This is a genomic window from Selenomonas ruminantium subsp. lactilytica TAM6421, assembly GCF_000284095.1.
Taxonomy (GTDB): domain Bacteria; phylum Bacillota; class Negativicutes; order Selenomonadales; family Selenomonadaceae; genus Selenomonas_A; species Selenomonas_A lactilytica.
The window spans coordinates 154,000-167,466 of sequence record NC_017078.1; the positions used below are offsets into that span (position 1 = coordinate 154,000).

Consider the following 13,467-nt stretch of genomic DNA (forward strand, 5'->3'; position numbering starts at 1 on the left):
CAAAAAGAGGCCACTTAGTATGGCCTCTTTTTGGCTGTGTATTATATTTGTAGGAGAGCTTTAGTCTAAAAAATTATCTCTGAGCAAAGCAATTTCCTGGGCATAGCCAGCGAGTTCATTGGGCGTTTCCAGTATAAAAGGCAGGTGCCGCAGTTGGGGATGGTTGATGACTCTGGTCAGTGCTCCGAGACCAATGCAGCCCTGACCAATGCAGACATGTCGGTCTTTGTGGGAGCCACAGGGATTCAGGCTGTCGTTGAGGTGGATAGACTTGAGGCGTTCGAGACCGATTTTTCCGGCCATGGTCTCCAGAAGTACAGTGGTGGACTGGTCTGGGGAGAGCACGCGGTTAAGCTCCTCTGCAAAGTCGATAAAGGCTTTGACATCTGCAAGGTCAATGTCCTTGGCCTTGCCCCCGCGGGGATTGCGGGTGATTTTGCTTATGCTGTAATTTTATCACAGGTGAGCATTGGTGTACAAAAATGTAAAAGGGCTTAAAGCCCAAAGGAGTTTAGGTACAGGATGAACAGGAAAATCGGATTTTGGAAACAGGTTTGGGATCGGAGCAAACGGCACAGCTTAGAATGCTGTTACAAGCGGCAGAAAAATTGGTATAAGATACTACACTATTTTGCCCGGAAATAAGCTTTGATATAGATAGGGTTGATTTAACATCAGCTGCATGGTAACATAAGAAAATAAACAGGTGCCTGCTGCCATCGGGGAGCAGGAAAGACGCTATAACTTTATCATTAGTTAGGTCATGGAAGATAAAGTTATGGCGTTCTTTGCATATTGGAAGCAAAGGAGAGAATGGTTTGCGTTTTACTACAATCTATCCTGATTTTTACAAGGATTTCTGCTGCAAGGCTGATAAATGTCAGCATACCTGCTGTGCAGGCTGGGAGATTGATATCGATGCGTCAACGGCAGATAAATATCAGCAGCTTACAGGGCAATTAGGCGATACCATCCGTCAAAATATTGTGGAGGTGGATGGTGTCTGGCAGTTCCGCCTGCGTGAGGATGACCGTTGCCCATTCTTGCGTGAGGATGGCCTCTGTGAACTTATTCGCAGAGCTGACGAGTCCATACTTTGCGATATTTGCAGCAATCATCCGCGGTTTTTCGTGACAGTAGGCGATTATGAGCTGGCCGGTGTGGGGCTTAGCTGCGAAAAAAGCTGTGAGTTGCTGTTGGCGGTTACAGAACCGCTATGTTTTCAGACAGAAAGCGGCGATAACCTGTCACTGAAGGAACTGTTGCAGAGTCTATCGCTGCCGGTCAGTGACGAAGATTTATGCTACCAGACAGGTATTACAGCTGACGATGCAGAATTTATACTGGAGTGCATGGAAAAGACGGAACCCATTGATGCGGCGTGGACGGCACAGTTATTGCAGCTGCGTTCGGAACCATTTGCGGCTGATGCCGAGGTACCATGTGTTTTTGACCGTATCTATCAATATATCCTCTATCGTGCCCTGGAACATGTGCCGGCATATGGTTTGGGAACGGTGCTTTCCTATGTACAGTTGAATACGGATTTTATCTATTTGACCTATCGTTTGACTGGTCAGCTTGACGAGTCAATCCGCCGCTGGTCCGAACAGATTGAGTACAGCACGGAAAATGTCAAACTACTGCTGGAATTATTGGTTTGAAGGGGGATGTTGAGCTATGAAATTAGCAATTTTAGGTACTGGCATGATTGTGAAGGACGGAGCACTTCCTGCCCTTAAAGAGGCACCGGAGGTTAAAGCAGAGGCTATTTATGCCCGCCCTTCCAGCAGGGAAAAAGCGGAGGAATTGAGTGCAGCCTATGCCATTCCTAAGGTTTATACGGACTATGATGAACTGCTGGCTGACCCCGAAATCGATTTTGTCTATGTGGGGCTTATCAACAGCGTTCATTATGAATATACGAAAAAGGCATTGCTGGCGGGCAAGAACGTTATCGTGGAAAAGCCCTTTGCCTCAGCAGCCAGGGAAGTGCGGGAGCTTAGACAGCTGGCTCTGGACAAGGGATTGTATGTCTTTGAAGCGGTAACGATTCATTACCTGCCCAATTTTGCCGCCATCAAGGAGGCTTTGCCGAAACTGGGCAAAATCAAGACTGTGGCAGCCAATTACTCTCAGTATTCCAGCCGCTATGACAAATATCTTAAAGGCGAGGTGCTGCCGGCTTTTGACCCGCAGCGTAGCGGTGGTGCTTTGTATGATATCAACATCTACAATCTGAATTTCATCATTGGCCTGTTTGGGGCACCGGAGTCCATTGCCTATACGGCCAATATTGGTTTTAACGGCATTGATACCAGCGGCATGGTCAAAATGCAGTATCCTGATTTCTTCGCTCTGGCCATTGGAGCCAAGGATTCGGAAAGTCCGGGTTATGTTACCATTCAGGGAGAAAAGGGGTATATCAAGGTGACGGATACGCCCAATGAACTTCGTTCCTTTGAAATGAAGCTTCGTGGCAGCGGTGTTACCACCCATTACGAGCTCAATAAATACAGCCATCGTATGGTGCATGAGTTCCAGGAGTTTGCCAGGATTTTTGCGGCCAAGGATTATGACCGGATGAAGCAGGGGCTGGACGTGTCCGTGGCGGTGCTGGAAACCGCTGAGGAAGCCCGCAAGCAGGTGGGCGTTGTGTTCCCCTGTGATGAAGAAAAGGTCTAAACAGAAAAACTGGTGCTGCCGGGACAGATTTTCTAGGCGAATGGTTTAACTTTATAATCTGCGTCACATAAACAGCCTCTATTGAGTTGGTTTTGTCGCTCAATGGAGGCCGTTTGTTGTGGCGTTGAATTGTCTATTTAGATGTGTTTTTTAGGAGGATTTATGATGGAAACGAGCAAACGTGCGGAAGCAGGCGTAGAATTCAAGCGTAAGAACAACTGTGCGCAGGCGGTACTGCTGGCCTTCCAGCCGGAAACAGGCATGGATGAGGAGGTCCTCAAGGCCATGGGCTCCGGTTTTGGCTCCGGCATGGGGGGCATGGAGGCTACCTGCGGGGCCCTGTGCGGTGCAGCCATGGCGGCAGGCCTCATCAACAAGAGCAATACGCCCACCAAGATGCTCTGCAAGGAGATGTTGCAGGATTTCAAGGCTGCAGCTGGTGCCACCATCTGTGGCGATTTGAAGGGCATAAAGACTGGGAAAATGCTCTTTAGCTGTGATGACTGTGTGCGGCAGGCCGTGCTTGTTTTGGAAAAACGTCTGGAGAAATTAGCTGAAAACTAAATGCACCGATTTCTTATAAGCCACGAGGTTCACTCACGAATCTGATCTGGATATATGGAACCCAAATGGTAACGCACCAAAAAGCGGCCGCATGAGCAGTACGGCCGCTTTTTGGCTGTGTATTATATTTTAGGAGAGCTTTAACGAAAGCCTGGATATAATATAGCACTATTGAGAATGAAAATCAATAGATAGTTGAAAATTATTTTTACTAACGAAAAGAGCCCTCAGGTAATACACAAAACCCTGAGGACCTCATCACGTATTTAATGCTCTCCAACCTATATTCTATCATGTTGAGCGGACATTGTCCAAATATTGTGCAGTAGATATGCGTAAAAGACGGAAAACCTGTTCGGCTGTGTCGGTCAGATTCTGTCGGACATTGTCTGGTTCCATGGCCTCCGGCAGCGTAGTGATTTGCCGCAGGATGGGGAAGTAGGCATCTATGCCGTGTTCATTGCAGCGTCTTGCATCCGGTGCTGCGCAGCCAGAGAAGGCTATGACTGGTTTGGCGTGACGTTTGGCAATCTGGGCTACGCCGATGGGCGCTTTGCCCATGACCATATGTTGCAGCCATCGATCTACTATGGGAATCATGTTTACAATGTTCAAACACAACGCTTCCTTTCCCGTGATTTTTTAGGCAAGATTTTCCCCGGCCTTTTCCAGAATCCGCATCTGTTCCAGGGTTTGTTCTTTGGTTACGAGCGGTGGTGCTCCGTTGATGATGGTCTCATACAGGGCATCGTAATAGCGTGCATAGTCCCCTGTAACGGTGGGAACTTTTTCTTCATGATAAAGGCCTGCTTCATCGTAGTAAATCAGCGTGCCGTAATGCTCTGGCAGGTCCTGGCCGAAATCGTCATGCCCCGCGGGCAGGTAAAACTTCTTCAAATCCGCTTCCTGACGGTCTTCGGTTTCCTTGATAAATACGCCCTTGGTGCCATATACGGCGAAGCTGGGCCGGGACTTAACGCGGAAATAGCTGGATTTTACCGAAACTTTCAGTCCATCATACAAAAAGTCCAGGTCAAAGTAATCATTCATGCGGCCCGGCCCCAGAAGCTGTCGCACATCGCTATGAATTTCTTGCGGCTTGCCAAAATAAGACAGAACCTGGTCTACCGTATGGCAGGCATGGGTGTATAAAAAGGCATGGTCACGCTGATAGGAGGTTTCGCCTTCCGGCACATGGGGCCGGTAGTAGTCATAGTTCATATTGACTTCAAAGAGCTGGCCCAGTTTGCCGGATTCGATAACCTGCTGGGTGGTGAGGAAATCGCTGTCAAAGCGTCGATTCTGATAACATTCCAACGTCAGTCCCTTTTCCTCAGCCAAGCGGAACATTTCTTCAGCATCCGCAAGGTTCAGAGCAAAGGGCTTTTCCACTACGCAGTGTTTTCCTGCTTCCAGGACCTGTTTAACCAGAGCCTTATGACTATCCACCGGCGTACAGATAACGACGGCCTGTATTTCTGCATCGGCAAGCATTTCCTGCAGCTGGTCTGTATATATAATGCCGTCAAAAGGCGTCCAGCCGCCTTTACCAAGGGTTCGCTGGTAAACTGTCTTGACCTTGATTTTTTCCGGCCTGTTCAGGGCAAAGGGCAGATGATAGCGGTTGGTGCTCTTGCCATTGCCGATATAGCCGATTACGAGTTGCTGTGTGTTGTTCATAGGATCCTCCTAAAAAAGTGTTATCTCCATAATAATACTATTCTCTGCGTTTGGGAATAATCCTATTATAAGGCTTTGTATAATTACCTGTCTAATGGTGCTTATGGCAGGAACTGACCAATTTGTGTTGGTTTTCGCTATGGATATGGTATAAATGTTTGGCAATAGCAAAAACGTGGTCACAATCGTGTGGTGTGTGGCCGCGTTTTTTCGTGCATTTAAGCTGCATGACGCAGGATTGGCTGCAGATTTTTCCAAAGCTCCAAGTCACTGGCGGAGTCATCCTCGTCATAGAGCTGCACCAGCATGGGAAGGCTGACACCCGTGTAGACCGTGGCACGGTTCCGGATGCCCAATCGTTCCAACAGAAGGACTGTCTCGTTATAGGCGGTGGAGCCAAAGGCATCTGCTAGGATGAGATAATATTCCTGGGGATTTTGTTCTTCACAGGCCAGGAAGTATTCAGCTAGTTTGCTGCTTGTGGCCAGATGCTGGGGGTGCTGGAAGCAAAAGGCTTCACAGGTGGGGTTCAAGGTGTAATCTGCCAGTGATTCCTTCAGGACAGTGGCGAGAGAATTGTTGGAAACAAGAATGGTCTTCATGGAAATATCCCCCTTTGGATAAGCGAATCGTGTTATCAGATTTATGCATCCGGATGTGTTCGTTTCTTTGTCTGTATTGTAGCAAGGGAAAAGTGTCAGGACAAGGAGAAAATAACAAATTTTGTTGTTTTTGCCGATAAAATAAGCAAAAATGTTATTTTATATCCTGTATTTATGTTAAAATAACAATATAATGTAACAAAGCCGCAGCGGAAAGGAGCATTTCATGAAGGCTTCTGCAAGAAGAGAAGAGATTCTTAAATATCTGGAGGCAAATCACACGGGGTATACAGCAGAGCTGTGCCGGAAGCTTGATGTTTCGGCTATGACCATCCGCCGCGATTTGGAGGTTATGGCAGGACAGGGACTGGTTACCCTTATTCGTGGGGGAGCTGCTTTGAATCATGGCACGGCTGTTATCTACAGCCTGAAATTCCGACAGACGCAGCTGCCGCTGGAAAAACAACGTATCGCAGAGCGTTGTGCGGCTATGGTCAGTGAGGGCAGTGCGGTTTTTATCGACTGTGGTTCGACTGCTGAGCGTATCGCAGAGGCTCTGCGTGGCAAGAAAAATATCACCGTGCTGACGAATTCGCTGGATACGGCCCAGGTTCTGAGCACGGCCAAGGGCATCAAGCTCATTATGGTGCCTGGGGAGTTCAACGAAGATATTCGGGGTTTTAACGGCCTTTTGACCACGGATTTTATCCAGCGGTTCCGCATCGATTATCTATTTTTGGGAGCCAATGGCATCAATGCTCAGCATGGACTGACGGTGCCGGACTATGCTGATGCGGAAACCAAGCGCGTGCTCATCCGTCAGTCCCGTCATGTGATTGTGGCTGCTGACCATGCCAAACTGGGCGGGGCATTTTTCGAAATTGTGGCCAAGCTGTCCGAGATTGAAGCTGTGGTTATGGATAGCGGAGCTGAGCCTCGGCTGGTACAGGAAATAAAAGATGGGGGAACGGAGGTCATTCTGGTTTAAATTTTCAGATTGTCTTTGGTGGCAAAAAAATGATATTATGAGTTTGTGGAAAACTATGCCCATCCAATTATCGAGTGTGGGTAACAGTTATAGTGACGTAAGGCAAATCCAGAAAGGATTGTAAATTTATGAATCAAGATGAGGTTACACGCCTGCAAAATATCGTCAAAAAGCTTCAGGCTGAGGATGGATGCCCCTGGGATAGAGTACAGACCCACGAGAGCATAAAAGCAGGTTGTATAGAAGAAGCATGTGAGGTACTGGCAGGCATCAATATCCTGACGGAAACCGGCAAAGCGGATAACCTAAAGGAAGAACTGGGGGATTTGCTCCTGCAGGTTATCTTTCATGCCAATCTGGCAGAAAAAGAGGGGCTGTTCAATCTGCAGGATGTGGCCCAGGCTGCTGCAGATAAGATGGTAAGACGGCACCCCCATGTATTTCATGATCCTATGCGGGGGAAAGATGGACAACCGGTTACAGACTGGGGAGAAATCAAGAAGCTGGAGAAAGAGGGGCGTGAGTGGGAAGAAGATTATCTGCCTGGTGCCCTGGTTGAAGGCCGGGAGCTCATCAACAAGGCTGCAAAACGCAAGGGTCTGTCCATGACGCCTGAAGGAGTATAATTTATGGTCAGAATCAAGGATGTAGCCAGAGAGGCAGGAGTAGCTGCCAGCACGGTATCTCTGGTAATGAATAAAAAGGGCTATGTATCGGAAGCCACCCGTGCCAAGGTAGAGGCTGCCATGAAAAAGCTCAATTATGTCCCCAGCGAGGTGGCCAGAAATCTTTCGCTGAATCGTACCAATACCATCGGTGTTATCCTGCCCTCCATATCCCATCCGTTCTTTGGCGAAGTGGTGGAAGCTTTGGAGGCAGCTCTTTATGAGCAGAATTACAAGATGATGCTTTGCTGTACCCAGCACAAGGAAAACGCAGAGCGTACCTTTGTGGAAATGCTGAAACGGCGGACCATGGATGGCATTATCATGGGAGCCCATTCTTTGGATGTTTCCCTCTATGATAACATCAAGCAGCCCATTGTGGCCTTTGACCGCTTTTTGAATGAGGATATTCCCATCGTCCATTGCGACCACCAGCAGGGAGGAAGGATGGCAGCGGAGGCCCTTTTGAACCAAGGGTGCAGGCATGTGGTGGAGATTGTGGGCTATCAGGGGGTGAGCACTCCTGCCAATGAATACCACTTTATGGCGGCGGATATTCTCCAGACCCATGGAGCTACGGTTCATATGCTGGAAATGCCTTGGAATGCCTTTACCTACAGCGATTTCATGGACGCCGCCCGGGAACTTTTTCAGAAATATCCTGAGGCGGATGGGATTTGGGGTGCGGACCTGGCCATTTCGGCCTGTCTGAATGTAGCCGTCTCTGTGGGCAGGAAAGTGCCGGAAGACCTGAAGCTCGTTGCTTATGATGGCACGGCTGTTACCCGGATGGGGCCCCAGCCCATTACGGCAGTACGCCAGCCCATCGAGGGCCTTTGCCGTCTGGCCGTACAGAAAATCATTCACATGGTTAATGAAGAGCAGGATGACAGTCCCTGGGTACTGCCGCCTGCCATGTTGAAAGGTGAAACCTGTTGATTCGGTTTCCTCTTGTTTTGTGATTTTTTTTTCGGAAGAGCACTGATAAATTCTCATTGTTCCACTATTATAAATATATCGAACCGATTTGATATTGGCTCGATTTTCTAAAAGCCTTATGTCGAACCGATTCGATAGAGATGGGGGATTGAAAATGCAAGAAGTAATGAAGGTAACGGACCAGCGTTACCGCCTGGGTTATCACTTGATGACCAAAGGGGGATGGATGAATGACTCCAATGGTTTTCCCTGGTTCAAAGGGTATTATCACATGTTTTACCAATATTATCCCTATGCTGCCGAATGGGGTCCTATGCACTGGGGACATGCCCGCAGCAAGGATTTGGTACATTGGGAAACACTGCCGGTGGCTCTGGCCCCGGATGAGCATGAGGATGGCTGCTTCTCCGGCAGTGCTGTGGTTTATGATGACAAGCTCTGGCTGATTTATACGGGACACCATCTCACCAATCCCGAGGACAGCGAGGAATTCTATCAGGACCAGAATATTGCCTGGTCCGAAGACGGAATCCACTTTACCAAGTATGAAGGCAATCCGGTACTGCGGGCTCCGGCGGACAACACCAAACATTTCCGGAACCCAAAAGTCTGGCAGGAAGGTGATATCTTTTATATGGTGCTGGGCAGTCAGGGCAGCGATGAGCTGGGACGTGCTCTTCTCTACGAATCGAATGACTTAAAAAAATGGCAGCTTGTTTCCGTGCTGGACAAGGCAATGAATCTGAAGGATGAAGGTTACATGTGGGAATGTCCGGATTTCTTCCATTTGGACGGTCAGGATGTGCTGCTCATGTCGCCCCGGGGGCTGGAACCGCAGGGAGACTGCTTTCATAATCTCAACCAGACCTGCTACCTGCTGGGGCAGCAGGATGAAGAGAATTATCTGGTTCGTCAGGAATTTACGGAAATCGACCGGGGGCATGATTTTTACGCCACCCAGACCATGCTCGCTCCGGATGGCCGGAGAATCATGACTGCCTGGATGAATGCCTGGGACTCGCCCATGTATGAAAAAGAGGACGGCTGGGCAGGAGCTCTTACAATTCCCAGAGAATTGCGGATTGAAAAGGGACGTCTCTATCAGAAGCCTGTGTCGGAACTATCCTCCATGCGTTTGCATCGCGTGCTGGACGGGGGGCTGGTTCCGGAAAGTAGCATTTCACTTCCTGCTGCCTCCGAGATAAAGCTGTTATTCAAAGATTGTGGTGATTTCAGCGGCAGATTGCTGAAGATTGGCGACGGCGGGCAGGAGCTGTCCATATCCTTGGATGCGGAAGGCAGCCGCATCCTGGTAGAGCGTACCACCAAAGATGGTTTGCGGGCAGCGAAAATCATGCCCTACAAGGATTTGGACCTGCATATCTTCGTGGACAGAAGCTCTGCGGAAATCTTTGTAAACCGAGGGGAAATAACCTTTACCGAGCGTATGTACTGGCAGGGGAAATTGGAACTTTCCCTGGGAGAAAAGGCCGTCAGGGAGGCTTGTATTTACGCTTTGGAAAAGGAAACCAATCAATACTGACAGACGAAAGGTCATGAATTAGGGGGATTATATCATGAAATTTCTGCAAGACTTTAGCAATCCGTTTTATCGGATGGGTTCCTTGCAAATTATGCTGTTCTTTGGGGGCTGGGGCATCTGGTGGTCCTTCTTCCAGATTTGGCTGACCACCAAGCAGGGATTTTCCGGGACCCAGGTGGGCACCATCTTTTCCTTTGGCTCTGCGGCGGCTCTTCTGCTGATGTTTGTCTATGGTTCCATTCAGGATAAGCTAGGCATGAAGAAACACCTTCTCATTGCCCTGATTGCCTGTCAGGTTTTCCTGGCTCCTTTCTTCACCTGGGTATATGTGCCCATGTTGGAAGCAAACTTTTATCTGGGGGCTGTAGTGGGAGCTGTATATCTGGCTGTTTCGTATCTGGCTGCCTGCCCGGTTTTTGAGGCAGTCACTGAGCGTATGAGCCGCCGCTTTCACTTTGAATACGGTCAGGCAAGAGCCTGGGGTTCCTTTGGCTATGCTATCTCTGCCCTGGCTGCCGGTTTTCTTTTCACGGTAAACCCCTATCTGGTCTTTTGGACCGGTTCTGCTGTTTCTACGGTGCTGCTTCTTACCCTGCTTTTTATGAAGCCGGAAAAGAAAGAGGAAAACCTGGCCCGCTTCGAGGATAAGAGCGAAAGCCAGAAGGACAGCAAGACGCCTACCATGAAGGATATTCTGGGTGTTTTCAAGATTGCAGACCTTTGGAAAATCATTGGCTTTGTCATGATGAGCTGGACTTTTTACACGGTCTTTGACCAGCAAATGTTCCCGGAATTCTTCACCCGCTTCTTTGATACCCCGGAGCAGGGCCAGCAGGCCTATGGGGTGCTGAATTCCATTGAAGTCTTCCTGGAATTTCTCATGATGGGGTTGGTGCCTGTCTTCATGAAGAGAATCGGTGTGCGGAAAGCCATTCTGCTGAGTTGCTGCATCATGATTCTTCGTATTGGCGGCTGCGGGCTGGCCAGCAGCCCCCTGGGTGTGGGCATTATCAAATTGCTGCATGCTCCGGAAACGGCGCTGTTCATCCTGGCTATTTTCCGCTATTTCACCCTGCATTTTGACACCCGCATTTCTGCCACCCTCTACATGGTGGGCTTCCAGATTGCAGCCCAGATTGGTCAGATTATCTTCTCTGCTCCCCTGGGGGCTCTTCATGACCAGATTGGCTATCAGCAGACCTTCCTGGTGATTTCCGGCATCGTCTGCGTGGCCAGCCTCTATGCCTTCGTCGTTCTCCGCAAGGATGACCAATGCGTGGAAGGACAGCCGCTGGAGTTGGAAGCAGTAGCTGAATAAGCAAAACTGAAGAAATGTCAATAACGGCAACGCCGCCTGTTCAAAAGAGGACAGGCGGCGTTGCCGTTATCATTTTAGGGTTAGCTATTCCTGAAAATTTTCTCTCAGCAGAGAAATTTCCTGGGCATAGCCGGGAAGTTCATTGGGTGTCTCCAGGATAAAGGGGAGATTTCTCAGCTTTGGATGGTTGATGACCCTTGTCAGTGCGTCAAGGCCAATGCAGCCTTTACCAATGCAGGCATGGCGGTCTTTGTGAGAGCCGCAGGGATTCAGGCTGTCGTTGAGGTGGATGGCTTTTAGCCGTTCAAGGCCGATAATGCGGTCAAACTCTTCCAGTACGCCCTCCAGGTCATTGACGATATCATAACCGCCATCCCAGATATGGCATGTGTCCAGGCAGATACCGAGCTTGTCCTGCAGTTCCACCTGGTCCATGATTTCCCGCAGTTCATCGAAGGTCCGTCCAATTTCGGTGCCTTTTCCTGCCATGGTTTCCAGAAGTACCGTAGTGGATTGGGAAGGGGTGAGGACACGGTTAAGCTCTGCGGCAATCAAGTCAATACCGGCTTTGCTTCCCTGTCCCACATGGCTGCCGGGGTGGAAATTGTAGTAGTTCCCCGGTGTGGCTTCCATACGCTGCAGGTCATCAACCAGCATCTCATGAGCAAAGGTGCGTATATTGTCTTTGGCGGCACATAAGTTCATGGTGTAGGGAGCATGGGCCACCAGTTTGGTAAAATGATGCTCCTCCGCAAAATCTGTAAAGGTTTGCACGTCAGCAGGGTCAATATTCTTGGCTTTGCCGCCACGAGGATTGCGGGTAAAGAAGGCAAAGGTGTCGGCCTTGATGCTGACCGCATCCTTTCCCATGGCAAGATAGCCCTTGGCAGACGATAGATGGCATCCGATGTGAAGCATAATAATTCCCCTTTCAGATTTGTGAAACTACAAAAAATTATACACGGAATGGGGGACAAATAAAAGAACGCATGCGATGATTGCTGAAAAAAACAGGCTGATGTTGGTCAGCCTGTCAGGGAAAAATATATTTGGTTAACGGGGGCGTAATTGTCCGCCACCGGGCAGTTTGATGCTTTGCCCATTCAAGTGGGGATTGGCGGACTTATCATAGTAGATATTGTGCTTATTGCTCTGGATATTGTGAAAATCCTGCTGTTCATCGGTAATGGTCGTTACATAGGCATCCGCTGTAAGGTTCCAGTTGGCCCCGTTTTTCAGGGAGACATTGGCAGCTTCAGCCTGATAATCCTTGTTGATGGTGCCGGTAAAGGTACTGCCGCTTCCCAGTTCGAGCGTGACCTTGCTGATGTTGTTGGCCAGAATCTGACCGGTCAACAGCTGGTTTTTTGCCTTCAGGGTAAAGTCGCCGCCATTTTTTCCCTCGCTGCCCCAACGGTCACTGGTAACCTTTACGAGGATGTCGCCGGACTGGTTAAGCGTCGTGTTTTCCAAGGTGGCGGTGGCTGTGGTGTTGGTAATATAGAACACGGGGCCGTCGGACTGGTTGTTCAGCGTGGAATTGACGGCCGTAAACTGAGCGGTGCCCACATTGGCATCCTCGGAGAAGCTCTGGTAGAGCATAACCCCGTGCTTTACATGTCCAGTCAATGTGGAATCTTTGAGGGTAATGGAGTTTTTGCCTTCAACAACGGCGATTTCGCTGCCGGTGGCTTCACCATTGCCGTTGGTCAGTTGGATGTTGCCTGTGGAGTAGATGCAGGGACTGCCCTCGCCGGAGGTCTGGATTTTGGCATCCTTTACGATGATATTGCCTTCGCCCCGGTCTGTGGCCAATGCCCCGCAATGAGCCCCTTCCGTAATGATGTCCACATCTTCGGCGTTGATTGTGCCGCCGTAGGTGGCATCAAGACCACGGGAAGAGTTGTTTTTGGTGTGAATTTTGATGTGCCGGGCTTGAATCTGAGCTTTTTCTCCGGTGGCAAAAATGCCATTGGCACCGTCGCCATTGGAAGAGAGGTTCAGGTTTTCCAAGTCAGCAGTGCTGTTGTTGACCAGGATAATGGCATTCTGGCCGGTGAAATTGCTGGCATCGGCACTGGAACTATCCCCATTTTTGGTAAGGGTATCATCCTTGGCGGTCAGACTGCCATTGTTGCGTACCAACAGGACGTTTTCGTCGGTGTTATCGTTGGCAAGAGTGTTATTGCTTACATCGCTGGTCACGCCGTCCACAATCTGTGTGGCTTTCAGGTTGCTGGCGTCATTTTGTTTTTCCTGCATACCGCCAAACTTACCATCTGGAGGTGGGGCGGGAGGCCGCTTTCCATCAGGGGGAGCCGGTGGCTGCCCCATGCCGTTCAAGGCAGGCGGTTGTGGCGTGTCAGCGGCCATGACAGTGCCCATAGCTCCCAGGCAGGCCAGAGACAAGCTGGCAGCAATAAGACGTTGCTTTTGCTTTGATGATAAAAAGGACATATTGTATCGCTCCTCTGAGAAAAAAG

Annotated in this window: 12 protein-coding genes and 2 pseudogenes; 8 read left to right on the top strand and 6 right to left on the bottom strand. The window is 49.4% G+C overall.

The window, feature by feature from the left end; translation table 11 throughout:
• Positions 1-60 precede the first annotated feature (60 nt).
• A pseudogene (locus SELR_RS18560) lies at positions 61-432 on the bottom strand (TIM barrel protein); the annotation flags it as partial.
• Positions 433-818: 386 nt separating this feature from the next.
• Between SELR_RS18560 and fliB the strand changes: the two are divergent.
• From fliB to SELR_RS16410, 3 genes are all read left to right on the top strand, one after another.
• Complete coding sequence (gene fliB, locus SELR_RS16400) at positions 819-1,664, top strand: flagellin lysine-N-methylase (RefSeq protein WP_014431177.1); 846 nt, start codon at positions 819-821, stop codon at positions 1,662-1,664.
• A 16-nt stretch (positions 1,665-1,680) separates the two neighbouring features.
• Positions 1,681-2,685, top strand: coding sequence for a Gfo/Idh/MocA family protein (locus SELR_RS16405; protein WP_014431178.1), 1,005 nt, complete (start codon positions 1,681-1,683; stop codon positions 2,683-2,685).
• 165 nt (positions 2,686-2,850) lie between these two features.
• Positions 2,851-3,249 (top strand): C-GCAxxG-C-C family protein, encoded by a 399-nt coding sequence (locus tag SELR_RS16410; RefSeq protein ID WP_041914935.1) that lies wholly within the window; start codon positions 2,851-2,853, stop codon positions 3,247-3,249.
• A gap of 291 nt (positions 3,250-3,540) precedes the next feature.
• Here SELR_RS16410 and SELR_RS16415 read toward each other — a convergent pair.
• From SELR_RS16415 to SELR_RS16425, 3 genes and pseudogenes are all read right to left on the bottom strand, one after another.
• Positions 3,541-3,813: pseudogene (locus SELR_RS16415) on the bottom strand (glycerate kinase); the annotation flags it as partial.
• Positions 3,814-3,891: 78 nt separating this feature from the next.
• A complete protein-coding gene (locus tag SELR_RS16420) occupies positions 3,892-4,929 on the bottom strand; it encodes a Gfo/Idh/MocA family oxidoreductase (RefSeq protein ID WP_014431181.1) in 1,038 nt (345 codons plus the stop codon).
• 218 nt (positions 4,930-5,147) lie between these two features.
• A complete protein-coding gene (locus SELR_RS16425; RefSeq protein WP_014431182.1) occupies positions 5,148-5,531 on the bottom strand; it encodes a PTS sugar transporter subunit IIA domain-containing protein in 384 nt (127 codons plus the stop codon).
• A gap of 226 nt (positions 5,532-5,757) precedes the next feature.
• Between SELR_RS16425 and SELR_RS16430 the strand changes: the two genes are divergently transcribed.
• From SELR_RS16430 to SELR_RS16450, 5 genes are all read left to right on the top strand, one after another.
• Positions 5,758-6,519, top strand: a complete 762-nt coding sequence (locus SELR_RS16430) for a DeoR/GlpR family DNA-binding transcription regulator (RefSeq protein WP_014431183.1) — start codon at positions 5,758-5,760, stop codon at positions 6,517-6,519.
• 128 nt (positions 6,520-6,647) lie between these two features.
• Positions 6,648-7,145 carry a MazG nucleotide pyrophosphohydrolase domain-containing protein gene (locus SELR_RS16435; protein WP_014431184.1) on the top strand — a complete coding sequence of 166 codons (498 nt, stop codon included), beginning with the start codon at positions 6,648-6,650 and terminating at the stop codon, positions 7,143-7,145.
• A 3-nt stretch (positions 7,146-7,148) separates the two neighbouring features.
• The gene (locus SELR_RS16440; RefSeq protein WP_014431185.1) at positions 7,149-8,123 is read left to right on the top strand and encodes a LacI family DNA-binding transcriptional regulator; all 975 of its coding nucleotides are present in this window, start codon (positions 7,149-7,151) and stop codon (positions 8,121-8,123) included.
• 154 nt (positions 8,124-8,277) lie between these two features.
• Positions 8,278-9,666, top strand: coding sequence for a glycoside hydrolase family 32 protein (locus tag SELR_RS16445; RefSeq protein WP_014431186.1), 1,389 nt, complete (start codon positions 8,278-8,280; stop codon positions 9,664-9,666).
• 34 nt (positions 9,667-9,700) lie between these two features.
• Positions 9,701-10,984, top strand: a complete 1,284-nt coding sequence (locus SELR_RS16450) for an oligosaccharide MFS transporter (protein WP_014431187.1) — start codon at positions 9,701-9,703, stop codon at positions 10,982-10,984.
• A gap of 84 nt (positions 10,985-11,068) precedes the next feature.
• Here the strand turns inward: SELR_RS16450 and SELR_RS16455 are convergent, their stop codons facing one another.
• Entirely contained in the window at positions 11,069-11,902 is an 834-nt protein-coding gene (locus tag SELR_RS16455) for a deoxyribonuclease IV (RefSeq protein ID WP_014431188.1), read from the bottom strand.
• A 135-nt stretch (positions 11,903-12,037) separates the two neighbouring features.
• Entirely contained in the window at positions 12,038-13,441 is a 1,404-nt protein-coding gene (locus SELR_RS16460; RefSeq protein ID WP_014431189.1) for a hypothetical protein, read from the bottom strand.
• Positions 13,442-13,467: the final 26 nt, after the last annotated feature.